The sequence below is a fragment of the Vibrio sp. H11 genome, assembly GCF_004804295.1.
In the GTDB taxonomy this organism is placed as follows: Bacteria; Pseudomonadota; Gammaproteobacteria; order Enterobacterales; family Vibrionaceae; genus Vibrio; species Vibrio ostreae.
Map to the genome: position 1 here is coordinate 1 of NZ_SSHN01000007.1, position 23,289 is coordinate 23,289.

Sequence of the window (23,289 nt, forward strand, 5' to 3'; positions counted from 1 at the left end):
TGACTGCGCCACAGCACTTCAGCGATGTCAGCCATCCCCATCGGGGCGCCTGGGTGACCAGAGTTAGCCTGTTGTACACCATCCATGCTCAGCGCGCGGATTGCGTTAGCCAGTTGTTTGCGGTTCATAATAGATTCCGTAATCGTTAGGATTTTAAAGTCAGAAATGATTAGGGGAAGCGGGCGCTTCCCCTAATGGGATTCAGTTTGGCTGATTAAAGCTTAGCTTCGATCATCGCTTCCAGTTTGCCCTGGTCTACAGCGAAGTTACGGATACCTTCAGCCAGTTTTTCTACCGCCATTGGGTCCAGGTTGTGCTCCCACAGGAACTCGGAGTGGTTCATGGCTGCCGGACGCTCTTGCAGTTCAGTGGTCGCAACCAGTTTCTCTTCAACCACACCTTCAGCCGCTTCCAGATCAGCCAGCAGCTGTGGAGAGATAGTCAGGCGGTCACAGCCAGCCAGTTCCAGGATCTCGCCGATGTTACGGAAGCTTGCGCCCATCACAACCGTGTTGTAACCGTGCTGTTTGTAGTAGTTGTAGATGTTAGATACAGACAGTACGCCCGGATCTTCCTGAGCTTCGAAATCACGACCTTCTTTCGCTTTGTACCAGTCCATGATACGGCCTACGAATGGAGAGATCAGGAATACGCCAGCTTCTGCACAAGCACGAGCCTGAGCAAATGAGAACAGCAGGGTCAGGTTACAGTTGATGCCTTCTTTTTCCAGTACTTCCGCAGCACGGATACCTTCCCAGGTAGAAGCCAGTTTGATCAGGATGCGGTCGTTGCTGATGCCTGCATCGTTGTACATTTTGATCAGTTTACGTGCTTTCTCGATGCTGCCTTCAGTGTCGTAAGACAGACGTGCGTCAACTTCTGTAGAGATACGGCCAGGGATAGTTTTCAGGATCTCTTTACCGATGTTCACTGCCAGCATGTCACAAGCTTCTTGTACTTGCTCTGCTTTGTCGCTGGTTTGTGATTTTGCGTATTCGATCGCTTGATCAATCAGAGGTGCATATTCTGCAATTTGAGCGGCTTTAAGAATTAGAGAAGGGTTGGTTGTTGCATCTTCAGGCTGGTACTTTTTGATTGCGTCAATTTCACCTGTGTCCGCGACAACAGTCGTTAGTTTACGTAGTTGCTCTAATTTGTTGCTCATTTCGATCATCCTATTTCTTTTCGGCTAGCCAGCAAAAACTGGCAGGTGCAAGCGGGTTAGCTAAGCGCAGCGCCACGTTCTGACGTCACTTCTTATGACTAACTCAATGTTTTCCAGCGACCGAGCAACTGCAATGAACATTTGCTCGTTCGTTGAGTAAATGATGTACCCATATTTAACGTATCCGGCCTAAATAATCAATCGGGATTTGGCTATTGTGAGGGGTTTTGACGAGTTATTTTACACAGCGCTGGATCAAGCCAGAAAAGAAACGTTTGCCTGATCGGCAGCGGCCCTGGAGTGATGAAAAAGAGCGCACGCTTTAGGGTGAGAAAATGTAACCATAGTGAGCAAATGTTGCATGTCTATTGTGTCCTGACATATGCTATACCCATGAGCAGATGCTGCGCCACAGCGGCATTATGACCACATATATCATCAAGGTTATACAATAGGGTAAGCGGGTATGGGCAGTTCCAGCCAGGATATTTCGTCTGAAAGCAGTGATTTATTGACCGAAGTCGCCGTCGCGTATTATCAGGACGGTGCGACTCAGGAAGAGATTTCGAGAAAATTTTCGATTTCACGTGCCAAGGTAGGGCGGATGCTGAAACAGGCGCGCGATGAGGGCATTGTTGAGATCACCGTGAAGTATCACCCGGTATTCAGCGCCAAAATTGAGCAGCGCCTGATAGAACGCTTTGGCGTTAAACGTGCCCTGGTCGCGCTGGATCAGCCCACAGAAGAGTTACAGCGTCAGCAGGTATCTGGACTGGTATCGAGTTATCTCAACAGTACTTTGAAAAATGGTATGGTGGTCAGTATCGGTCAGGGGCGTAACGTGTCGGCGGTCGCCCATCATATCGGCGTGATCACGCCACGCGATTGTAAGTTTGTCTGCAGTATTGGTGGTATTCACCCGCGCGGCGGTATGTTCAATGCCGACCATATTTGTCGCCAGATGGCGAAGAAATACGGTGGTACCTCAGAAACCCTCTATGCTCCGGCTTATGCGGAAAACCGCGCCCAGAAACTGGCGTTTATGCAAAATGAAACGGTGAAACAGACCCTGGATCTGGCGCGTAAAGCGGATATTGCACTGGTTGGGATCGGTGATATGAGTGAAAACAGCTATATGGTCGATTTGGGCTGGTTTACTCCCGATGAAGTGGTGCAGTCGCGCTTGCAGCAGGGGGTGGTCGGGGACTTTGCCGGCTATGATTTTTTTAACGTGCATGGTCAAATCGCCGACACCGTGATGAGTGACCGGATTATCGGTTTGGGGATTGAAGAGTTTCGGCGTATCGCTGAGGTGATCGCGATTGCGGCGGAAAACAGCAAACCGCTTGCACTGCTGGGCGCGCTGCGCACCGGAGCGGTGGATGTGGTCGCCACCAGTGTCAGTAACGCGCTGACTGTATTAAACCTCGATGAACAAATGTTCGGTCTGGATACAAAGTCGCAGCTTTGACTGACCGGACGGTGAAGTGACAGCCGTTGTGCCAGTTTTGTAGCGGCGAAAATGGCACACCATTTATTGATATATAGAACAGTATTCTACATTCTAATTGCTTGATTTTATGGGTGTAAACCTGAACCTATCCTTTATCGCTCCGACCTGAATGTTGCAGGGGCAAGATGCAAACATGCGCTTAAAAGATTGAAAATTCGGTCATTTTGTATAAATATGAGCACGAAATTGCAGTTCTCCAGGAAAGGGAGACTGAAAAATCTCATCGTTATTGGTGTAGATTCAGTCCGGGATCTTCGTGTTTAGCATGACGTTTCTGCCACAGATTAGCGACTGAGTGGAGTTAAGGAAAACGAATCAACCAAGATTAAGAGTTTGCGTAAATTACGTATCCAACTCTCATTTCACCTAACTCACATTTGCTATTTCACACCATACATTTCATAACATAATGGAATAATAATACCGTTAATATAATAAGGAGCTTTTATGTACCAGGCACTAAGGAATGGGCTACTGGCGTTGGCTGTTGTTTTTTCTGCTTCAAGCATGGCTGAAAACTACACCATAGGCACCGGTAGTCAGAGTGGTACTTATTACCCGCTGGGCGGCATGCTGGCAAAAATCTGGAGTGAAAACCTGCCTGATTTCAACATGCGTGCGGAAGTGACAGCGGCTTCTGTCGAAAATACGATTAAGGTTTCAACCAACAAGCAGTTAGCCGGTATTGCACAGGGTAACGTTGTACTGCAAGCCTTTGAAGGAACGAAACCTTTCCCGCGTAAGATGGACGTTGCGGTTCTGTTTGCGCTTTATCCCAACGCGGTACAGTTCATTGTACCGGCCAAATCGGACATTCATTCGGTTGCTGACCTGAAAGGCAAACGCGTTTCCCTGGGTGCGCCTGGCTCAGGTACCCGTGTCAGTGCAGTTAATATTCTTAACACCCTGGGCGTGTCAGAAGATGACATCAAGCCTCAGTCTCTAAACTACACTGCGACCACCAGTGCGATTGCTAACAACCAGATCGATGCTGGTGTAATCGTCGGCAGCGTGGGTGTCGGGGCGATTACTGAACTGGCGCTGACGCGTGATATTCGTGTCCTGAGCTTCAGCGAAGAAGAGCTGGCCAAGATTGCCGCTGCGTATCCTTCTTACCTGGAACTGGATGTGCCGGCAGAGGCTTACAACAAGGTTCCTGCGTTTAAAGTGCCTGCGGTATGGAACGTACTGGTTGTGAACAAAAACCTGAGCGAAGACATGGCGTATCAGATGACCAAAGCGGCATTTGACCACATCGATGAGATTCGTCAGGTGCTGGGTGTGACTAAGTTCACCACCATTGAAAACATGACGAAGCTGGATGGTGTTCCTCTGCACCCTGGCGCAATGAAATTTCTGCAGGAACAACAGAAGTAAATTATCAGTCATTCACGAGTGATTACTGATAACAAAGTAACGTTACACGGAGTAAGTGATGAGTCAAATTCATCCTGGTAACCAGAAAATTACTGACGTGATACTTTCGATAGCCGCTGTAGCGGCTATCGCTTTATCGGTCTTTCAAATTTGGCAAGGTATCGTTGCCACGCTTTCCGCACCGGTGTTTCGTCCGGTCCATGTCAGTTGGGTTATCGCGATAGCCTTTATGGTTTATCCCACATTTAATGCCAGACACTCACGGCCGGTTTACCTGCTGGGGCGGGTAATTGACCTTGGCCTGGTGATCGCAACCTGCTGGGCATCCACTCAGATTGCCTTGTTTGATTATGATGATATTAGCTTTCTGCTCGATGGGTTAGGCACCGTCGATCAGGCCGCCGGTGTGGTGCTGATTGTGATGCTGCTCGAAGCCACCCGGCGTACCGTCGGGCAGGTGATGGTAGTGATCGCGGCACTGTTTCTGGTGTACGCCATGTTTGGTGATGTCCTGCCGGATAATGTCGCCAGTAAAGGCTTCAGTATCGAAGAGATCGTGCGTTTCCATATTTACTCCACCAATGGGGTATACGGCGCGCCACTGGCAATTGCAGCCGGTGTGGTATTTATCTTTGTCCTGTTTGGCGCCTTCCTGCAAGTGACCGGTGCAGGCCAGTTCTTTATCGATATGGCGTTTGCCGTGGCCGGTAAATACCGCGGCGGCCCGGCGAAAGCGAGCGTGGTCGCTTCGGCGGCATTAGGCTCGATTTCCGGTTCAGCAATTGCTAACACGGTGACCACCGGCTCGTTAACCATCCCGATGATGAAAAAGCTTGGCTACAAGCCGGAGCAGGCCGCAGGGATTGAAGCGGCGGCGTCGACTGGTGGGCAGATCATGCCGCCGGTTATGGGAGCCGGGGCGTTTGTTATGGCGCAGTTTACCGGTATTCCGTACAGCGATATCTTGCTGGTATCGATTGCACCGGCAATCCTTTATTTCGCTTGTACCTTGCTTTACGTCCACCTAATGGCCTGTAAGCTTGGTTTACAGGGCATGACTGTCACCGAGCAAATTTCTAAAGTGCTCAAGGATGGCTGGCACTATCTGCTACCGCTGATTCTGATCACGGCGCTGCTGATGATGAGCTATTCACCGGTGTTGGTGGGTGTTATCGGCTGTGTGGCTATTTTGCTTGCCGCGATGACCCGTAAACACAGCCGCATCAGTTTTAAATTGTTTATCGAAGGCCTGAAAGAGGGCGCGCTGATGGCGATTCCGATTTCGGTGGCTTGTGCGACAGCGGGTATCGTGGTGGGTGTGGTCGGTCAAACCGGTATCGGTCTGCAATTTACTCAGTTTCTGATCGCGTTGTCGGGTGGCCATTTATGGTCGGCGCTGGCTTTGATTGCAGTGGCTGCGGTCATTCTCGGTATGGGCCTGCCGGTAACGGCTGCTTATATCGTATTGTCCATTATGGCTGTTCCGGCGCTGATGGATTTCGGCCTGGGTATGTTGACCGCACACATGATCGTGTTCTGGTTGTCGCAGACTTCTAACGTGACGCCACCGATTGCGCTGGCTGCCTTTGCCGGGGCGGGTATTGCCAATGCATCACCGATGAAGTCGGCAGTGCAGGCCTTCAAACTGGCGCAGGGCTTCTTCCTGATCCCGGCCATGATGGCATTTTCCGGCCTGATCTGGATTGATGGCGAACCGGTGCATTTTGCTATCGGGGTTATTTCAACCATCAGTCTGTTTGTTGCCTTTGCCGGCGGTATTGAAGGTCGTCTGTTCTCGCCACTGCAAAGCTGGCAACGTGCCGTGTTGTTGGTCATGGCATTATGCGTGCTGTTTTTGTCGGATATATACCGTCTTGCCGCACTGGTGGTGATTGTTGCAGTATGTCTGCTAAATTACCGTCAGCCTGAACAACCGGCTTCCCACGCATCGTGATAACAGGGTAAGTGTTCGCGTTAAACGTGGTTAATTTCGTTCAATGCTCCAAATAAAAGATAAATGCCGTTCACCCAGTGAACGGCATTTTTTTATCGCTTGTGCAGCCCGATGATGAAACGATGGCTACAGCGCTTATTGCTATTTCAGAACTCTTGTTATTTCAACGCTATTCTGATGTCAAAGTACCAATCGGCAGGTCGTGATTTGAACCCCATTCAGTCCAGGAACCGTCGTACACGGCCAGGTTGTGATAACCACACAGCGCAGCAGCCAGAAGGACAATACAGGCGGTGACACCTGATCCGCAGCTGAACAGGTATTCGTCGGCTGATTGCGGCAACGCCTGCTGCAAAATCGGCTTGAGTTCGGCAACTGGTTTGAACTTATGACCGTTCATCAGTACGGCGAATGGCAGACAGCATGAATTCGGGATATGGCCGCTGCGTACACCCGCACGCGGCTCTGGTACCTGACCGGAAAAGCGGGCATGAGAGCGGGCGTCGACTGTTTGGCTGGCTGGATCATCGAGTTTGCTCAGCACGTAACCGGCATCAACAAAGTAAGCCGGGTCGAGCGGGCGGTTAAAATCGCCTTTTTCTGCTGACTGAGCGTAATCTTGCGCGACAGCGTAACCTTGTGTTTTCCACTCAGTCAGACCACCATCGAGTATGTAGACCTCGTTATGGCCGAATGCTTTGAACATCCACCACGCCCGTGGCGAGGCAAACGTACCACTGTTGTCATACACGACCAGAACCGAATCTTGATTAATTCCCAGCTCTTGCGCTAAGCGGTTGAAACGCGCTTCACTTGGCATCATGTGCGGTAAACTCGCATCAGGATCGCAGAACACGCTATCGTAATCGAAACGGCGTGCACCTGGGATTGTGTTGATTTTGTCTTTTTCCGGTTCAGCAGGAATTTGAAAATCGATACTGCTATCTAGCACGACAGTGCGTTTGTCATTAAGGCGTTCGGCCAGCCAGGCCGGAGTGACAAGAGGAGACATGCGACGCTTTCCTTATTGAGCGCGGGCCAGGAGCCCGCAATGGGTTGACCTTTAGAGGGTACTCAATTCAACGCTGGAAATAAATGAAAACAGGCGCTTAATAGCGCGCCTGTTTAGAATGGAGAGCAGGTTAGGGCTGGCTGCCGCACACCGGGCAGCTAGGCTGCTTCATCAGTTTCATTTCGCGCCATGACATGGTCATCGCGTCGAGCAGCAGAATTTTGCCTTGCACTGAACGGCCATATCCGGCGATGACTTTGATGGCCTCAAGAGCCTGCACTGCGCCAATAATACCCACTACCGGCGCCATCACGCCTGCTTCGACGCAGCTCAAAGCTGCATCGCCGAACAAAGCACTCAGGCATTGGTAACAGGGTTCATTGTCCTGCTGGTAGGTAAAGACGCTGACCTGACCTTCCATACGAATCGCGGCCCCGGAAACGAGCGGGGTTTTGCTCTGATAGCAAAGGCGGTTAAGTTGATTACGGGTCGCGACGTTATCTGAGGCATCCAGCACTAGTGTGTGACGGGTGATGAGCGTTTGCAGCGCTTCATCATTGAGTCTCTCGGCCAGAGTATCCACCATCAGGTGCGGATTAAGTTCGCGCAATGACTGCGCGGCCGATTCTACTTTAAGCCGGCCGATATCCGCGTCATGGTGCAGTACCTGGCGCTGCAGGTTTGAGAGCTCAACTTTATCATCGTCAATCAGGGTCAGTTTACCGATGCCGGCCGTCGCCAGATACTGGCCGGCGGCACAGCCTAACCCACCGGCGCCGAGGATCAGCACTGAACACTGTTTGAGCGCTTCCTGACCCTCAAAATCAAACTGTTTCAGGATGATTTGACGGTTGTAGCGCAGCATCTCTGCATCGCTGAGAATGTCCACCATGGCTCCTAGTATAGGGTTGCGTTAAACAGCTGGATATTGACGGTTTCACCGGCTTCGACCCGGCCACGTTCACGCTCCAGTACCACGAAACAATTAGCAAGGCTCATTGAGCGGAAGGCTCCTGAGCTCTGGTTACCTGTGGTCTCCACGAAAAACTGACCGTTTTCGATGCTGTAAATCCCGCGCTGATAATCGGTGCGGCCCGGTGCTTTTTTAAAGGTAGTGCGGGTTGTGGCTGGAATGGATTGCGGCGCTTGCCACTCGGTATGCCCCGCCAGTTTGGCCAGCATTGGTTGTACTAACACGTACATGGTTAACACGGCGGAAACCGGGTTACCAGGCAGACCACAGAACCACGCGTTTTGCAGCGAACCGAAAGCGAACGGTTTACCCGGCTTAATCGCCAGTTTCCAGAAGCCGATTTCACCCAACTGCTCAAGGATATCTTTGGTGTAGTCGGCTTCACCGACGCTGACGCCGCCGGAAGTAACGACTACATCGGCCAGACTTTGCGCTTTCTCAAACGTCGCTTTGAGTGTTTGCGGGCAGTCAGGAATGGCGCCGAGATCAATCGCTTCGCATCCGAAGTTCTCAATCAAAGGTTTGATACCGTAACGGTTGCTGTCGTAGATTTGACCAGCTTGCAGCGGTTCACCCAGTGGCTTGAGCTCGTCACCGGTTGAAAAAAAGGCCACTTTAGGTTTCTGGTAAACGGTGATTTGGCTAACGCCGAGTGTGGCAATCATTGGAATATCGCGTGGTGTCAGACGGGCACCACGGCTCAGCACGACGTCATTATGATGAATGTCGTCTCCAGTCGGGCGGATGTTGTCATTATGCGGTACATCTCTCACGCTGAAGGTGACGCCTGCATTGGTCACGCTGGCCTGCTCCTGCATCACAACCGCATCACAACCCGGCGGGATTTGCGCCCCGGTCATGATCCGCACGCAGCTCATCGCCGGCCACTCGCCGTCAAAAGCCTGGCCTGCGAAAGACTTTCCGGCCACAGTCAGTGGCTGGCCCAGCGCCAGCTCTGAACGACGCACGGCATAACCGTCCATGGCTGAGTTATCAAAAGGGGGCACATTGATTGGCGAGAGAATATCCTCAGCCAGCACATAGCCCAGAGCATCAGGCAGCGGAAGTCGTTGCGTGGTCTGAATCGGTTGGATACGCGACAGCATTTTCTCCATCGCATCTTCGATTGGCATTAAGCCGGGTGCGTCACAACAGCCCATGTTTTAATCCTATCATCTTGTATTTTCTGCCTACTTTAGCACACAACTGGCATCAGGCGACAAACTGTCTCTTGGTACGATTCATACGGTTTAGCATCGTCGTTTTAGTGAAAGTGTGAATTATCGTTACAACGGTAGCTATCACTCAGCGTTGTGGGGTTGAGAACCGTCCCGCAGTGCTGATGACAGCTGGCTTGCGTGAATTAAACCCATCTTTAAATTAAGGATGTAATTATTAAAAAATCCGAGTATCCTTGTCTGCCATCCGGAAGGGGTAATTAAGAGGTAAGGTAATGTCAGGTCTTAGCGAATCCGCGAAGTTAGTTAAAGATGCATTGGAGCGTCGTGGTTTGGAAACGCCAATGCAGCCAAATACGATGGGTCGTGAAGAGAAAAAAGAGCGAATCGAACACCATATGCGTGAGATTCTTAACCTGCTGGGGCTCGATTTGACTGACGACAGCCTGGAAGAAACGCCGCATCGTATCGCCAAAATGTACGTTGACGAAATCTTTTCTGGCCTTGATTATCAGAACTTTCCGAAGATTACGGTTATCGAAAATAAGATGAACGTGAGTGAAATGGTGCGGGTTAAAGACATTACCGTCACCAGTACCTGTGAGCACCATTTAGTGACCATCGACGGCAAAGCGGCAGTGGCTTACATTCCACGCGGCAAAATTATCGGTCTGTCGAAGATCAACCGTATTGTCCGTTTCTTTGCCCAGCGTCCGCAGGTACAAGAGCGCATGACCCAGCAAATTCTGGTGGCGCTGCAGGCTCTGCTGCAATCGGATGATGTCGCAGTCACCATTGATGCGACCCATTACTGCGTGAAATCACGTGGTGTGATGGATGCAACCAGCGAGACCACCACCACGGCACTGGGTGGTATTTTCAAGTCCAATCCGGCGACCCGTGCCGAGTTTTTGCATGGCCTGCGTTAAGCGCCAACGCATAAACTGTATATCCAACGCATAAACCAAATAAAAGTTAACTCGAAAAGCGTCTCTGAGCAGGCGCTTTTTTTGTGCCTGTTTTTTCCCTCTTTGGCAGGGCTCGCGCTGTCAATGAACGGTGGAGAGCGAATATAAAAAATCGCCATCCCGTAAGGAATGGCGATTGCTTTGAGTTGATAGTGGATGGCTGTTGTTACCCGATTTTCTGTCAGGCAGCTTCCAGCTCACCTTGCGCCTGATCGAGCAGAGCGAACTCTTCCTCGGCGCTTTTAGCAATCAGGTTGTGCTGACCGACGACGAAGTAGTAGAGCATACCGACGGCGAACAGGACCAGAGTGAACAGGAAGGCACGCACATCGTAAGCGTACACACCAGTCAGGGCGATAATTGACAAGACCAAAGCCACACCTGAAGTGACCACGCCTCCCGGAGTTTTGTATGGACGAGGAATATCAGGACGCTTGATGCGCAGCATAATGTGGCTGGCTGACATCATGGCGTAAGAGATGGTTGCGCCGACAACCGCCATAGACAGAATCAGGTCACCTTCACCGCTCAGTGAGATTATAAAACCCAGAATCGCAGGGTAGATCAGAGCGCGGACCGGCGCTTTGCGTTGGCTGGTCAGTGACAGGTTTTTCGGCAGATAACCGGCACGTGACAGCGCAAATACCAGGCGGCTGTAGCCGTAAATGATGGAGAAGAATGAAGCGATCAGACCGGCCAGACCCAGCACGTTCACGAAGGTCGCCAGTTGTGAGTGGCCGGCAATATTAAGCGCATCAACCAGAGGGACCGCGCTGTCGCCAATCACTTTAGCACCGGCTGCGCCGCTCAGCAGAACGACAACCAGAACGGCAGTGAACAACAGGAATACCATCGCAGCTATAATACCTTTTGGCACATCCTTCTTCGGATCTTTGGCTTCTTCCGCGGCCAGTGGAACACCTTCTACCGCCAGGAACAGCCACATCGCAAACGGCAGTGCAGCCCAGACACCGTACAGACCCATCGGCAGCATCAGATCGCCGCTGGCAGTCGGCTCGATATCAAACAGATTGGCGCTGTTAAATTCAGGCACCAGAGCAACACCGGTCGCCAGGATTGCCAATACCGCCAGGCCACTGATCACCATCATCACTTTTAATGCTTCGCCTACGCCAAAAATGTGAATACCAACAAAAGCCAGGTAGAAGAGGGCATAGACCACGGGGCCGTCAAAGCCAGTCAGCTCATTCACCGCCGAACCAATGAAGATTACAATCGCCGCCGGAGCCAGCGAGTATTCAATCAAAACCGCCAGGCCGGTCAGAAAGCCACCCATCGGGCCCATGGCCTGACGGGCAAAACTGTAACCGCCGCCGGCTGCCGGGATCGCCGCTGACATTTCGGCCAGAGACAGCACCAGTGCCAGATACATGATGCCCATCAGTACGGCGGCAATCACAAAGCCGCCCCAGCCGGCCTGAGCGATACCGAAGTTCCAACCGGCGAAATCACCGGAGATCACATATGAGATACCCAATCCGGCCAGCAGAATCCAACCTGCGGCGCCACGTTTGAGCTGGCGTTGAGCCAGATAATCGTTTGATGTTGTCATACTACTATCCTTACGTTATGACTTTAAAGTTAAAGAGAAAAACTGTGTCTGTTTATGCTCGAGGATGGTGTCATCCGAGCGGTCTTTGAGGCCGACACCGGTCAGTTTGAGACGGCGTGATTCAGCCAACAGATAGAAACATTTCATCGCCGCTGTCTGATAAGGCAGGCCTTGCGGACGTACATTGGAAATACAGTTACGCAGCGAATCTTCCGTGCCGCGATGCGGATGCCAGGTCAGATACAGCCCCAGGCTATCCGGGGAGCTCAGTCCCGGACGTTCACCGACCAGTACCAGCACTTCTTTGGCGTTAATGGCTTCACCGACATCATCGCCGACTGCGACACGGCCCTGATGGACAATGCACAGCGGTGCAATCTGCCAGCTGTTTTTGCTGTCGTTGTGCAACTGTTCAATCAGCGCTTCAATAACGGGTGTGGCGTGATTACTGATGGCATAAGAGGAAAGGCCATCAGCGATGACAATCGCCAGATCGTAAGGTTTGGCGTGTTCATCCGCGTGCTTTTTGAGCTGCTCAATAGACGGCTCGCTCAGCTTACGACCCAGATCCGGCCGCTGCAGATAAGTCAGGCGGTCATCCGCCTGGCTGTGCAGCGAAAAAGCGGGCAGATAAGGCGTCAGCTCTGGCCTGGAGGCCATTGTCTTAACCAGTTGTTGCTCGTCGAGCGGCACGTGTACGGCGTCCATTGCCTGAGCGTGAGAGAGCTGGAAACGCAGCAGCTCCTCTGTCGGGATGCTGGTGCCGACCCGGCCGATACCGATGCGGGCCTGAGTAAACTGGCGTAATTTGTGCCACGGATCCTCGTGGATCAAATGGTTGATAGGGACAACGCTCATACGGCCTCCTTGATTAAGCCCAGCGGCTGGATGAAGTGCGGAGAGATCTCGTCTGACAGCTGTTTACCCTGCTGTTGATTGAAGATTTGCATTTTTTGCAGCCAGGCTTCAAATTCCGGCGCTGGGCGCGAGCCGAGTACCTGACGCGCGTAGAGTGCATCATGGAAAGAGGTGGTCTGATAATTGAGCATGATGTCGTCAGAGCCGGGGATTCCCATGATAAAAGAGCATTCTGCCACACCAAGCAGGGTGAGCAGGTTATCCATATCATTCTGATCGGCGTAAGCATGGTTGGTGTAGCAGATGTCACAGCCCATCGGCAGGCCAAGCAGCTTGGCGCAAAAGTGGTCTTCCAGACCGGCGCGGATGATCTGCTTACCGTCAAACAGATACTCGGGGCCGATAAAGCCGACCACGGTATTGACCAGCAGCGGTTTGAACTTACGTGCCAGGGCGTAGGCGCGCACTTCACAGGTTTGCTGGTCGACGTCGTGATGGCCGTTGGCAGACAGGGCGCTGCCCTGACCGGTTTCAAAGTACATCACGTTGTCACCGACCGTACCGCGTTTCAGGCTCAGCGCGGCATCGTACGCTTCCGCCAGTACGTTGATGTTGACGCCAAAGCCCTGGTTGGTCGCTTCTGTGCCGCCTATCGACTGGAACACCAGATCAACCGGGGCGCCTTGTTCGATCGCTTCAACGGTATTGGTGACGTGGGTCAGCACGCATGACTGGGTCGGGATTTCATAGTGTTGAATCACTTCGTCCATCAGTTTCATCAGTTTGACCGCCTGGCTGACACTGTCGGTCGCCGGGTTGATGCCAATCACAGCATCGCCGTTGCCGTACATCAGGCCATCAAAAATAGAGGCCGCAATGCCGCTCATATCATCGGTCGGATGATTCGGCTGTAAGCGGGTCGATAAGCGGCCCGGCAAACCAATCGTGTTGCGAAACGCGGTCGTGACGCGACATTTTTTAGCCACCAGAATCAGATCCTGATTACGCATGATTTTGCTCACCGCCGCCGCCATTTCCGGAGTAATGCCCGGGCTGACGCGAGTCAGTTCGAGATGGGTCGTGGTTTCCAGCAGCAGCCAGTTACGAAAATCACCCACCGTCAGGTGCGCGATTTCCAGAAATGCCTGAGCATCATGTTCATCAATAATCAGGCGGGTAATTTCATCGCTTTCATACGGGATGAGCGTTTCATTTAAAAAGGTTTTCAGTGGCAGGTCAGCCAGCACCATTTGCGCCACGACGCGCTCTTCGGCGGATGTCGCTGCCACGCCGGCCAGCTGATCGCCGGAGCGCATCGGTGACGCTTTGGCCATCACTTCTTTCAGAGAAGCAAACTGATAGGTCTGGGTGCCTATCTGGTAACGGTAGCGTGAACTCATAAAACCTCTCAGCTTTTGGTTTCGGGGCACGGTAGCGGATGGATAGCAGCCGGGGAGATTCCTGTTTGCTGCGATCTGTTTCGCTGCGGTCCGAACATTGCAAATTGAACTGAGAGAAATAGTGCGAATTGTGTTCCGGTAACATGACGTCAATGCGCAAAGTTAGAATTATCAATAAAAACAATGAGATATATTTTTACGTGCCTAAAGCTGGTGCAAGAGAGTGAAAATGAATTTGATTCAATTGCCACATGAAGGGAATTCATGCGCACCAATAAGGTGCAAGCAGTACAGCTTTGATGTGAACCAACAAGCGCAAAGCCTCAACGCCTGGGAACAGAAGTATAATCAACATGGTGCAGGGCAATTTCATGGCTATCTGGATGAGATTAAGCTGCCCGGCCTGCACTTGTTTGAGGAATTCACCAGTCATACTGTGCATCAGGAGTGCAGTGTCAATCCGAACGCCATTTGGATTGGTTTTTCGATGGACGCGCAACGCCCGAAAGTGAATGGTTTGCAGGCAGCGCCGCACCAATTGATGATTCGTCCGGCACAGCAGCACTTTGACCTGGCGACCCCGGATAATTTTCATATTTTTGGTGTGGTGATTGATCGTGACCTGTTGCTGGAAAATATCCAGTGTGATGACAAGCAGCAGTGGGAGTCGATATCTTTACTGAAAAACCTCAATCCGCAACATGGCTGCTGGTCGCTGGTGGAACTGATCCGGCAGGTGCTGGATACGGAGTCGGTGTTGGGGAAACGCTTGCTGCACTTCTCTTCTGGTCAATCGCCGTCTGGACAATCGCGGTCTGGACAATTGTCGCAAGGTCAGTCGTCACACAGTCAGGCAGCACTGCAGCAAGTGCTGGTCAGTGCAGTGATTGACAGATTAGGGCAGTTTGCGGTCAGTGAACACAATGAGTCGCGCAGTTACGCCACCCGTCGTCAGGCTCTGTTACGTTTGTACCGTCACCTCGATAATAATGGTGATTATCCGATGAGTGTGGCGGAAATGGCCTCGATAGCCTGCGTTAGCCAGCGCACCCTGCAATACTGTTTTGAGCAGGAGCTTGGAGTCAGCCCGATCGCCTTTTTACGTGAATGCAGGCTCAATGCGGTGCGCCGGGCGTTGATCGTCACTGATCAGGAAAAAACCATCAGTGAACTGGCGTTACAGTATGGCTTTTATCATCTCGGGACCTTTAACCAATACTACAAGCTGCTGTTTGGCGAGACCCCGAGCCAGACTCGTGATCGTGCCGATCGCTATGAGCGTGCCGCATTGGTGAAAAGTTTTACGCCGCAACGATAATGTGCGGCGTACAGTTGGCGAGAAACCGGGTTATTGGAACAGTTTCAGGTAGGCACCATAGCCTTGTGCTTGCATCTCTTCTTTCGGTACAAAACGCATCGCAGCAGAATTCATGCAGTAGCGTAAACCGGTCGGTGCCGGGCCATCTTCAAATACGTGGCCTAAATGCGAACGGCCAAAGCGGCTGCGTACCTCGGTTCGGGTGTAAAACAGAGTGTTATCTGACTTGGTAACGATATAAGCCGGATCAATGGGCTGGGTAAAACTCGGCCAGCCCGTTCCGGATTTATATTTATCTGTTGAGGAAAACAGTGGTTCACCGGAGACAATATCGACATAGATCCCCTCTGCTTTATTGTCCCAGTACTCGTTGTTGAATGCCCGCTCGGTGGCATCTTCCTGAGTAACCCGGTATTGCAAGTCAGTCAGTTTAGCGCGGATTTGGTCCTCAGACGGCCGTGTATACACCTTAACTTCACTAATGGCCCGTTTTTCATCAATCAACTGACGCAGTGTTTTCGGGTTATCTTCACGGTCATCGCCGAAGATCTGGTCTAAGTATTGGTCCCGGCCTGAAGCGTAGCGATAGTATTTATAACGCAGCGAACTCTTTTTGTAGTAATCCTGATGATACTCTTCGGCCGGCCAGAATTTTTTGAATGCAATTAATTCGGTTTTCAATGGCTTGTGGAAAATACCTGCCTGGTCAATCTCCTGCATAAAGCGTTCAGCAACCTGCTTTTGCTGCGTATCGTGATAGAAAATAGCCGGGCGGTACTGATTACCACGGTCAACAAAAGAACCACCGTCATCGGTCGGATCAATATGGCGCAAGAAGTGGTCCAGAACCTGCTCATAGCTCAGTTTGTCACTGTCGTAGGTGACCTGAATCGATTCGATGTGCCCCGTGGTGCCGGAAGAGACCTGTTTGTAAGTGGGATTATCTACCGTCCCGCCTGAATAACCGGATACAACATCAATCACGCCGTCCAGTTTCTCCATATCGGACTCGGTACACCAGAAGCAGCCCCCAGCGAGGGTTGCCACTTGCTCATGTTCTGCGTGAGAGGCAGAGGAATGATTGGATGCCTGACTGAAAAAGGACAGGCCTACAGGTAGCGCGACCAGTAAAGCTAGTAAACTTATCGTAATACGTTTCATGACAGTTCTTACTCATGTATTGAACGGATACTCAATAAGAACAGTCGAAGACGGAAAAAATTTCAACCCGGCAACCCGGCACCAGATAGATAGCGGAGGGTATTACCGGGTTCAATGGTTCAGGCCAGTTTAATCAGCTCTTCGACCAGACGATCGATACCGGAAGCGGCCTGAGAAATATTTTCGGCCAGCATATAAGCCGGGGTCGATAGTACGTTGTGCTTTTGATCGAACACAAAATCATCCACCGGACAGGAGACATGCTCGCCGCCCATCTTACGAAATGCGACAGCGGTGTCCGGATCGTTACCTATAGTGCCTTCGACACCGTGTTCGTAAATCATCGGGATGATGGTGGGTGCAATACACAGATAGGCGGCCGGTTTACCTGCCTGGGCAAAAGCGCGACAGGCGGTGGCAACATGGGTATTGATACTGCATTCCGAGCCATGCACGGCAAAGTCGGTCAGATTTTTTGCTGCGCCGAACCCACCGGGTATGAGCAAGGCGTCGAACTCTTCAACTTTAAGCTTGGCCACATCCTCGATTTTTCCGCGCGCGATACGCGCTGATTCCACCAGCACGTTGCGTGTCTCTGCCATCTCTTCACCCGTCAGATGGTTGATAACATGCATTTGCTCAATATTGGGCGCAAAACAGTGCCAACTGGCACCGTGGCGTTCGATGGCATGCAGTGCCAGCACGGATTCATGAATCTCGGCTCCATCAAACACACCACATCCACTTAATATCACGGCTACTTTTTTCATCGATCCATTCCTTTATCTGTTCGGGCAAAACATGCTTGCACTAAGCTGGGACGTCAACATTTTTGCGATCCGCTTTTAAGTTTAGTTTAAGGCTTTCATTATGTTGTCACTGATAGCGGGGGATTTTTGCTCAATCTCGTGAATGATTGTTCATTAATCACGGATCGCTATTCAACATTGCGGATTAATAATCATTGTGGCGAATTTTATCTTTGATGTGAAGCGTGCTAAAACAGTGACCGCTACGGTGCTAGTTGCTGTTATATAAGAAGCTAATGGTTGTTTAAAAAAGCTAATGGTTGTTTTATCAAACAAAGTTGCCGTCTAAGATAATCGTTGTCGTTTTAGAAAATGTCCTGATCCCAGTAAGGGACATCGGCGCCGAGTTTGTCACTGACGAAATCCATGAAAGCGCGCACCTTGAGCGGCAGGTGTTTACGCTCAGGGAAAACCGCGTAGATGGCATGTTCAGGCAAGCTGAATTCTTGCATCACAGGCTTCAGGCGACCGGCGATAATATCTTTGCTGACCAGGAACGTCGGTAATTGGCCGATGCCTAAACCGTCAAGCAGGGCGCGGCGTATGGCTTCACTGTTATTCACGGTCAGGTTACCCTTGGGGATGACTTTAAAATCCGCGCCGTTCTGGCTGAACGTCCACTCACTGCCGCCACGGAAATACGAGTAAACCAGACAATTATGGTGGATGAGGTCCTGAGGTTTTTGTGGCGGCTGATGAAGCTGCAGATAACCCGGCGAGCTACACAGTATGCTGCGACAACGCACCAGTCGTTTAGCGATTAAATTTGAGGTGGGCAGGTGGCCAATACGAATCGCAAGGTCAAAGCCGCCCTGAATAAGATCGACCATCTGATCTTCCAGTTGTAAATCGACTTCCACGTAAGGGTAGCGCTCAAGAAATTCACTGATAACCGGGGCGATGTGCAGAACACCAAATGACATCGGTGCAGTAATTTTTAACTTGCCGCGCGGCTCGCCCTGCAGTTCACTGACTGCATCACTGCCCTGGCGCGCGTGTGTCATCGCCTGAGACACGTGATAATAATAACGTTCGCCCGCTTCGGTCAGGCTAAGCTTACGTGTGGTGCGGTTGAGCAGGCGCAGCCCCAGTTCATCTTCCAGTTGGGTGATCCGTTTGCTGACAGCAGACTTAGTGATACCCAGCCGCTCTGCGGCCAGCGAAAAGTTACCGCATTCAATTACTGCCACGAAGACCGGGATTGCAGAAAAGGTATTATCCATAATTGTTGAGATATATTTAACAAAAAGTTTCCTACCTACTAGATTAACATCTCATGGAAAACAATCTAGACTGTTTGCGCGATTTGAGGAGATGAAAATGAAATACGATTGGATCTTATTCGACGCTGACGACACCCTGTTTCATTTCGATGCTTTTAAAGGGATGCAGCTGATGTTCTCGCGTAAGGGATTAGACTTTAGCGAGCAGGATTACCAGCATTATCAGCAAGTGAATAAGCCACTGTGGGTGGATTATCAAAATGGTGTGATCACAGCGGCTGAGCTGAAACACATTCGCTTTCAATCCTGGGCGGAAAAAATTGGCACCACAACGGCCGAGCTCAACAGCGCTTTTCTTGAGGCGATGGCAGACATCTGTACTTTGTTACCCGGCGCACGTGAACTGATGCAGGCTCTGCAGGGCAAAGCGAAACTCGGCATCATTACCAATGGTTTTACCGAACTGCAGGATGTGCGCCTGACCAGAACGGGCATGAAGGATTACTTCGAGCACGTGGTGATTTCGGAGCAGGTCGGTGTGGCGAAACCGGATGCGGGTATTTTTAATCATGCTCTAACCGTCATGGGGGATCCGGATAAAACGCGGGTACTTATGGTCGGAGATAACCCGCACTCAGATATTCTGGGGGGGCTGAATGCCGGTCTGGAAACTTGTTGGCTGAATATCCATCAAGCTGAAAAACCACACGGCATTGATGCCCATTACGAGGTGAGTTCGTTAGCTGAGCTGCAAAGCATTTTGCTGGCCTGATACGCTCTTCTGGTGCAAAGGGGGGGTCATTTAAAACGGCTTTTGCACCAGAATTCAGGTATCACAGATACCTGAATTTAGACATCACAGATCATAGCGACCTTCACGTTCCGGCTGATAAGTCACTTCAATAATTTCAATCACTTTCTCACTGCCACCAGGCATAGGCCAGCTTAGTGTTTGTCCGGCCGATAACCCCAGCAAGGCACTGCCTACCGGTGCAAAGATGGAAATATCGTCATTACTTTTGACTTCATGGGGATAAACCAGGTGTTTCTCCATGATTTCGTCTTTCCCCTGAAATTTAAAGCGCACGGTTGAGTTCATACTGACCACGCCTGGCGGTATTTCCTGAGGTTCTTTGATCGTTGCCCGATCCAGTTCATCTTCCAGCCTTAATAGTTCCGGTGACAGCTTGGGCATTTTGTCCATCAGTGAGCTGATGCGGTCCATGTCCAGTGTGGAAACGACGATTGAATGAGTGTGTAACATTTATTTTCTCCACAAACAAACACCGCCCTGAACAGTCAGGGCGGTATACAGGCCGAATTCATTTCGACTGAATTTAAGTTAGTGGCTACGTAACAAAAACGCAATCAAAATGCTCACAATTTCATATTTATAAAGTGTGTGTATTTGTAAGTAATGTCGAGGTGGTCACGCTAAACGTATCGATGATTCGTCGCGTCTGGCTGCCTATCAAGGGGAAGGGTAGCCAGAAAGTGCTAATGAATGACTTCGCCTTTTCCGTTGTTCAACACTGCGCTTCATTGGATGTCCATTAACTAACAACGAGGTGTCATGTGCGAAGCACCCGCGTATATGTGTAGCACCCCAATATATCCATAGGACACGACTATTTGCCTAGCAAAAGAATAAGAAAACAACGTCACATCTGTTTGAATGTGAGTGATACGCGGGTGCAAAGCGGGTGAGTTGTGGGTACTATTTGGATATCAATTTCGCCCCAACGCCGGATGCTAAGGACAAGAGTGCAGTACGTTAGAATCAAAGAGGCTATCGCAGAACAGATTGACGCCGGGAGCTTATTACCAAGGCAGAAGCTTCCTCCTGAACGCCAGCTGGCTGAATCCTTCAATACCACCCGCGTAACCTTGCGCGAGGCTCTTTCCTTGCTAGAGGCTGAAGGCCAAATCTACCGTGAAGATCGCCGCGGCTGGTTTATCTCTCCGCCCCCGCTGCGCTACAATCCGTCGCAGGCAGTTGATTTCGTCACCGCAGCGCGAGCGCAAAATCGTCAGCCCGATATGACCATCATCAACGCGAAAGCGATGCTGGCGGATAAGGTGGCGACACGTTTGCTGGCGCTGGCGCCTTTCGCTGATGTCTATCGTATTGAGCGCCTTCTTCATCTGGAGCAGCGTCCGGTCGCGTATGTGACGAGTTACGTTCCTCCTCAGCTGTGCCCCAATTTACTCCGTTTCGATCTCGCTCAATCAATGAGCCTGGTTTTGCGTGAGCACTTTGCCCTTGAGTACCACTCAATCAGTTACCGTGTCACTACCAGTGCGCTGTTTGGTGATGTGGCGCTGGCATTACGCGCCACCGCCGGCACACCGGCTTTGGTTATTGAACGTAAGCACTATGATCATAAGGGTAATCTGCTCAATGCAGAGACAGAGCTGTGGCGTCATGATGCGATTTGCCTTGCATCCGAGGCGATTCTGACTCCGGTCAGCGCGTAAACGGGCGCAGTGACGGTGAAATTGTGTTAGCCTGCAAATTCATACTCAGAAGAATAAGGTGAGTAAATCATGAAAATATTCAGTAACTTTGATAGTGGTAGCATTGACGTAGTCAAAGCAGACGACAGGCAGGACATACAGCTGAAAATTCCGAATGACAATATGTCGGAATTTTATCAGTGGTTCCATTTTCGTCTTGAAAGCGAGGCGGAGCAGTCGCACACCATTAAGCTGCTGGATTTGGCAAAGTCCGCTTATCCGGAAGGGTGGCAGGGTTACGATGTGGTGGCTTCTTATGATCGTGAAGAGTGGTTTCGTGTTCCGGCCGAATTTGATGGTGATACACTGACGTTCAGCTTAATTCCGGAGCGTTCTTCGGTCTATTTTGCCTACTTTGCGCCTTACTCTTACGATCGTCATCTCGACTTGCTGCACATGGCACAAAGCGCCCATCATTGCCAGCTGGAAACCTTAGGCCAGACCCTAGACGGCCACGATATGAGTCTGTTGACGTTTGGTGAAGCGGAGCCGGAGAAAAAGGCAATTTGGCTGATCGCGCGCCAGCATCCGGGGGAAACCATGGCCGAGTGGTTTATGGAAGGCTTGATCAACCGCTTGCTGGATGAAAATGATACTGTCGCGCGTGCATTACTGGAAAAAGCGGTGTTGTATGTGGTACCGAATATGAACCCGGATGGTTCGGTTCGTGGCCACCTGCGTACCAATGCGGTTGGTGTGAACCTCAACCGTGAATGGCAGTCACCTTCAATGGAGAAGAGCCCGGAAGTCTATCTGGTGCGTGAGCGCATGCTGCAAACGGGTGTGGACATGTTCCTCGATATCCATGGTGATGAAGCTTTGCCTTATAACTTTGTCGCCGGCTCTGAGGGGATTCCTTCCTACAGCCCGGAACTGGCAGCCAAGGAAGCGGCATTTAAGCAGGCATTATCGACCATTACGCCTGAGTTTCAGGACGAAGTCGGTTACGACAAAGATGAACCAGGCAAAGCGAATCTGACCGTCGGATCCAACTGGGTGGCTGAGCAGTTTGGTTGTCTGGCTTACACCATCGAAATGCCGTTTAAGGATAACAGCAATCATCCGGATCCGCTGTATGGCTGGTCACCGGAGCGCAGTATTTTGTTTGGGCAGGATGTACTGGCGGCCACACTGGCGGTGACAGATAAAATCTGAACTCTTTATGGCGATGCTATGTTCGCCAGATAAACCAAAGCCAGCGGTGATGCGCTGGCTTTTTTGACTTCAGATACCGACATTATTGGCGTGGATCGCAGTCTTATCAGCTGGTGGTGTCTGCGTCTGCATCCGCGCGCTTGAGAACTTTGTGACCATCTTCGCTGACGCCGTTTTTCCAGTAGCTACTGATGTAGATATGTTCGCGGTCGATCTCTTTTTCATTACGGAAATATTGACGCAATGTCCGCATCGATTCAAATTCACACGCACACCACACCGAACACTGACCGGCCAACCAGGCTTGTGCTTGTACTGCATCGGCAAGGGTTTCTCCCTGGTCGCTGCATGCCCAGATAAGTTCGATACCGGCCGGTGCCTGCAGTTCTGGTTTATCAGCGATGGAAGCCAGTTCAACCACGGCATAACCGCGAGCATCAGAATTGAGCTGTGACAGAGTCACAGACAGTGCAGGGATAGCCGTCATGTCAGCGGCAAGAAATACCCAATCGGCGTCCTGGTTCAGAGACTGACTTTTACCCGGCCCTGCAATCGAAATGGTATCGCCGACTTGTGCGCTTTCCGCCCAGCGGGCAGCGAAGCCACAAGACAGGTCGCTGGTAATGTGACGGACAAAATCGACCACAATCTGGTTGCTGGCCGGATCAAATTGACGAATGGTGTAAGTGCGCATCAATGGACGCTCTTCTTCACTCAGGCTACCGATATCAGTTCCGCCCTGAGGCGTAAATAATAACTTAATGTATCCGCCTTCACTCTCTTTACCGAAATGGGCAATCTCATCTCCCTGCAGCGTAATACGCTGGAAGTTTGGCGAAATTTGTTGGGTTTCAGTAACAGTCAGCGCGAAATTGCGACGGGATTTTTGTTTGTTTTGCATAGTAACCTGATGTCTGGCAGCCGATAAGTGTACTCACCTTAACGCTAATTTTGTCATTCGGCAATGATAATTGTTGTCATTTACTGAAATTTACGAACTACACCAAATGAACCATTGTAAATGCACTGCTGTACGGCGTAATAAAAGGCGTGATCATACTGGCAGTTTGTGGCTTTGCTACATTGAAAACAGCAGCTTAGATTTGTCAAACTGCTGATGCAGTCTAGAGTTATT

The 23,289-nt window shown here is 50.9% G+C and carries 21 protein-coding genes; 8 read left to right on the forward strand and 13 right to left on the reverse strand.

All coding sequences use genetic code 11. The features are described 5' to 3' along the window. Together E6C74_RS21230 and tal are read right to left on the reverse strand one after the other, a co-directional pair. A partial coding sequence (locus tag E6C74_RS21230) for a hypothetical protein (RefSeq protein WP_136485524.1) occupies positions 1-128 on the reverse strand: 128 nt, incomplete at its 3' end. An 86-nt stretch (positions 129-214) separates the two neighbouring features. After that, the gene (tal, locus tag E6C74_RS12135) at positions 215-1,165 is read right to left on the reverse strand and encodes a transaldolase (protein WP_136485526.1); all 951 of its coding nucleotides are present in this window, start codon (positions 1,163-1,165) and stop codon (positions 215-217) included. 466 nt (positions 1,166-1,631) lie between these two features. Here tal and E6C74_RS12140 point away from each other — a divergent pair, with 466 nt between their 5' ends. From E6C74_RS12140 to E6C74_RS12150, 3 genes are all read left to right on the forward strand, one after another. Next, positions 1,632-2,636 (forward strand): sugar-binding transcriptional regulator, encoded by a 1,005-nt coding sequence (locus E6C74_RS12140; protein WP_136485528.1) that lies wholly within the window; start codon positions 1,632-1,634, stop codon positions 2,634-2,636. Positions 2,637-3,125: 489 nt separating this feature from the next. Continuing rightward, positions 3,126-4,055: a TAXI family TRAP transporter solute-binding subunit gene (locus tag E6C74_RS12145; RefSeq protein ID WP_136485530.1), complete on the forward strand. Its 930-nt coding sequence runs from the start codon at positions 3,126-3,128 to the stop codon at positions 4,053-4,055. 58 nt (positions 4,056-4,113) lie between these two features. Then, on the forward strand, positions 4,114-6,009 hold the full coding sequence (locus E6C74_RS12150; RefSeq protein WP_136485532.1) for a TRAP transporter fused permease subunit: 1,896 nt from the start codon (positions 4,114-4,116) through the stop codon (positions 6,007-6,009). Positions 6,010-6,178: 169 nt separating this feature from the next. Here E6C74_RS12150 and E6C74_RS12155 read toward each other — a convergent pair whose 3' ends face one another. The 3 genes from E6C74_RS12155 to moeA all read right to left on the reverse strand — a co-directional run bounded on the left by E6C74_RS12155 (position 6,179) and on the right by moeA (position 9,154). After that, positions 6,179-7,021, reverse strand: coding sequence for a sulfurtransferase (locus E6C74_RS12155; RefSeq protein ID WP_136485534.1), 843 nt, complete (start codon positions 7,019-7,021; stop codon positions 6,179-6,181). A 130-nt stretch (positions 7,022-7,151) separates the two neighbouring features. Continuing rightward, complete coding sequence (gene moeB, locus E6C74_RS12160; RefSeq protein WP_136485945.1) at positions 7,152-7,910, reverse strand: molybdopterin-synthase adenylyltransferase MoeB; 759 nt, start codon at positions 7,908-7,910, stop codon at positions 7,152-7,154. Positions 7,911-7,918: 8 nt separating this feature from the next. Then, positions 7,919-9,154 carry a molybdopterin molybdotransferase MoeA gene (gene moeA / locus E6C74_RS12165; RefSeq protein ID WP_136485537.1) on the reverse strand — a complete coding sequence of 412 codons (1,236 nt, stop codon included), beginning with the start codon at positions 9,152-9,154 and terminating at the stop codon, positions 7,919-7,921. Between the two features lie 293 nt (positions 9,155-9,447). Here moeA and folE point away from each other — a divergent pair, with 293 nt between their 5' ends. Beyond that, complete coding sequence (gene folE / locus E6C74_RS12170) at positions 9,448-10,101, forward strand: GTP cyclohydrolase I FolE (protein ID WP_136485539.1); 654 nt, start codon at positions 9,448-9,450, stop codon at positions 10,099-10,101. 220 nt (positions 10,102-10,321) lie between these two features. On the opposite strand, the gene eat is transcribed toward folE, so the two are convergent. Genes eat through E6C74_RS12185 form a run of 3 tightly spaced genes read right to left on the reverse strand, consistent with a single transcriptional unit; the run spans position 10,322 to position 13,971 of the window. Continuing rightward, positions 10,322-11,713: an ethanolamine permease gene (eat, locus tag E6C74_RS12175; protein ID WP_136485541.1), complete on the reverse strand. Its 1,392-nt coding sequence runs from the start codon at positions 11,711-11,713 to the stop codon at positions 10,322-10,324. 15 nt (positions 11,714-11,728) lie between these two features. Then, positions 11,729-12,571 carry an ethanolamine ammonia-lyase subunit EutC gene (eutC, locus tag E6C74_RS12180; protein WP_136485543.1) on the reverse strand — a complete coding sequence of 281 codons (843 nt, stop codon included), beginning with the start codon at positions 12,569-12,571 and terminating at the stop codon, positions 11,729-11,731. Beyond that, entirely contained in the window at positions 12,568-13,971 is a 1,404-nt protein-coding gene (locus E6C74_RS12185) for an ethanolamine ammonia-lyase subunit EutB (RefSeq protein ID WP_136485545.1), read from the reverse strand. The genes eutC and E6C74_RS12185 overlap by 4 nt, the downstream gene beginning before the upstream one ends. A gap of 229 nt (positions 13,972-14,200) precedes the next feature. Here E6C74_RS12185 and E6C74_RS12190 point away from each other — a divergent pair, with 229 nt between their 5' ends. Then, positions 14,201-15,289, forward strand: a complete 1,089-nt coding sequence (locus E6C74_RS12190) for a helix-turn-helix domain-containing protein (protein ID WP_240798179.1) — start codon at positions 14,201-14,203, stop codon at positions 15,287-15,289. 30 nt (positions 15,290-15,319) lie between these two features. Here E6C74_RS12190 and msrB read toward each other — a convergent pair whose 3' ends face one another. From msrB to E6C74_RS12205, 3 genes are all read right to left on the reverse strand, one after another. Further along, positions 15,320-16,450, reverse strand: coding sequence for a peptide-methionine (R)-S-oxide reductase MsrB (msrB, locus tag E6C74_RS12195; protein WP_136485547.1), 1,131 nt, complete (start codon positions 16,448-16,450; stop codon positions 15,320-15,322). 119 nt (positions 16,451-16,569) lie between these two features. Next, the gene (gene elbB / locus E6C74_RS12200; RefSeq protein ID WP_136485549.1) at positions 16,570-17,220 is read right to left on the reverse strand and encodes an isoprenoid biosynthesis glyoxalase ElbB; all 651 of its coding nucleotides are present in this window, start codon (positions 17,218-17,220) and stop codon (positions 16,570-16,572) included. 344 nt (positions 17,221-17,564) lie between these two features. Continuing rightward, complete coding sequence (locus E6C74_RS12205) at positions 17,565-18,482, reverse strand: LysR family transcriptional regulator (protein ID WP_206208408.1); 918 nt, start codon at positions 18,480-18,482, stop codon at positions 17,565-17,567. Between the two features lie 97 nt (positions 18,483-18,579). Between E6C74_RS12205 and yjjG the strand changes: the two genes are divergently transcribed. Further along, positions 18,580-19,254 carry a pyrimidine 5'-nucleotidase gene (gene yjjG / locus E6C74_RS12210; RefSeq protein ID WP_136485553.1) on the forward strand — a complete coding sequence of 225 codons (675 nt, stop codon included), beginning with the start codon at positions 18,580-18,582 and terminating at the stop codon, positions 19,252-19,254. 84 nt (positions 19,255-19,338) lie between these two features. On the opposite strand, the gene rnk is transcribed toward yjjG, so the two are convergent. Next, on the reverse strand, positions 19,339-19,746 hold the full coding sequence (gene rnk / locus E6C74_RS12215) for a nucleoside diphosphate kinase regulator (RefSeq protein WP_136485555.1): 408 nt from the start codon (positions 19,744-19,746) through the stop codon (positions 19,339-19,341). A 500-nt stretch (positions 19,747-20,246) separates the two neighbouring features. Between rnk and E6C74_RS12220 the strand changes: the two genes are divergently transcribed. After that, positions 20,247-20,960, forward strand: coding sequence for a UTRA domain-containing protein (locus E6C74_RS12220; RefSeq protein WP_136485557.1), 714 nt, complete (start codon positions 20,247-20,249; stop codon positions 20,958-20,960). A gap of 69 nt (positions 20,961-21,029) precedes the next feature. Further along, positions 21,030-22,154, forward strand: a complete 1,125-nt coding sequence (locus tag E6C74_RS12225) for a M14-type cytosolic carboxypeptidase (protein WP_136485559.1) — start codon at positions 21,030-21,032, stop codon at positions 22,152-22,154. Between the two features lie 106 nt (positions 22,155-22,260). On the opposite strand, the gene E6C74_RS12230 is transcribed toward E6C74_RS12225, so the two are convergent. Next, positions 22,261-23,055 (reverse strand): siderophore-interacting protein, encoded by a 795-nt coding sequence (locus E6C74_RS12230; RefSeq protein ID WP_136485561.1) that lies wholly within the window; start codon positions 23,053-23,055, stop codon positions 22,261-22,263. Positions 23,056-23,289: the final 234 nt, after the last annotated feature.

Excerpts from the sequence above, each read along its gene's own strand:
- yjjG (WP_136485553.1), top strand. The coding sequence starts at position 18,580 with ATGAAATACGATTGGATCTTATTCGACGCTGACGACACCCTGTTTCAT.
- msrB (WP_136485547.1), bottom strand. The coding sequence starts at position 16,450 with ATGAAACGTATTACGATAAGTTTACTAGCTTTACTGGTCGCGCTACCT.
- E6C74_RS12205 (WP_206208408.1), bottom strand. The coding sequence starts at position 18,482 with ATGGATAATACCTTTTCTGCAATCCCGGTCTTCGTGGCAGTAATTGAA.
- E6C74_RS12225 (WP_136485559.1), top strand. The coding sequence starts at position 21,030 with ATGAAAATATTCAGTAACTTTGATAGTGGTAGCATTGACGTAGTCAAA.
- folE (WP_136485539.1), top strand. The coding sequence starts at position 9,448 with ATGTCAGGTCTTAGCGAATCCGCGAAGTTAGTTAAAGATGCATTGGAG.
- elbB (WP_136485549.1), bottom strand. The coding sequence starts at position 17,220 with ATGAAAAAAGTAGCCGTGATATTAAGTGGATGTGGTGTGTTTGATGGA.
- eutC (WP_136485543.1), bottom strand. The coding sequence starts at position 12,571 with ATGAGCGTTGTCCCTATCAACCATTTGATCCACGAGGATCCGTGGCAC.
- E6C74_RS12190 (WP_240798179.1), top strand. The coding sequence starts at position 14,201 with ATGAATTTGATTCAATTGCCACATGAAGGGAATTCATGCGCACCAATA.
- tal (WP_136485526.1), bottom strand. The coding sequence starts at position 1,165 with ATGAGCAACAAATTAGAGCAACTACGTAAACTAACGACTGTTGTCGCG.
- E6C74_RS12140 (WP_136485528.1), top strand. The coding sequence starts at position 1,632 with ATGGGCAGTTCCAGCCAGGATATTTCGTCTGAAAGCAGTGATTTATTG.
- moeA (WP_136485537.1), bottom strand. The coding sequence starts at position 9,154 with ATGGGCTGTTGTGACGCACCCGGCTTAATGCCAATCGAAGATGCGATG.
- E6C74_RS12150 (WP_136485532.1), top strand. The coding sequence starts at position 4,114 with ATGAGTCAAATTCATCCTGGTAACCAGAAAATTACTGACGTGATACTT.
- E6C74_RS12185 (WP_136485545.1), bottom strand. The coding sequence starts at position 13,971 with ATGAGTTCACGCTACCGTTACCAGATAGGCACCCAGACCTATCAGTTT.
- E6C74_RS12145 (WP_136485530.1), top strand. The coding sequence starts at position 3,126 with ATGTACCAGGCACTAAGGAATGGGCTACTGGCGTTGGCTGTTGTTTTT.
- E6C74_RS12155 (WP_136485534.1), bottom strand. The coding sequence starts at position 7,021 with ATGTCTCCTCTTGTCACTCCGGCCTGGCTGGCCGAACGCCTTAATGAC.
- eat (WP_136485541.1), bottom strand. The coding sequence starts at position 11,713 with ATGACAACATCAAACGATTATCTGGCTCAACGCCAGCTCAAACGTGGC.
- E6C74_RS12230 (WP_136485561.1), bottom strand. The coding sequence starts at position 23,055 with ATGCAAAACAAACAAAAATCCCGTCGCAATTTCGCGCTGACTGTTACT.
- rnk (WP_136485555.1), bottom strand. The coding sequence starts at position 19,746 with ATGTTACACACTCATTCAATCGTCGTTTCCACACTGGACATGGACCGC.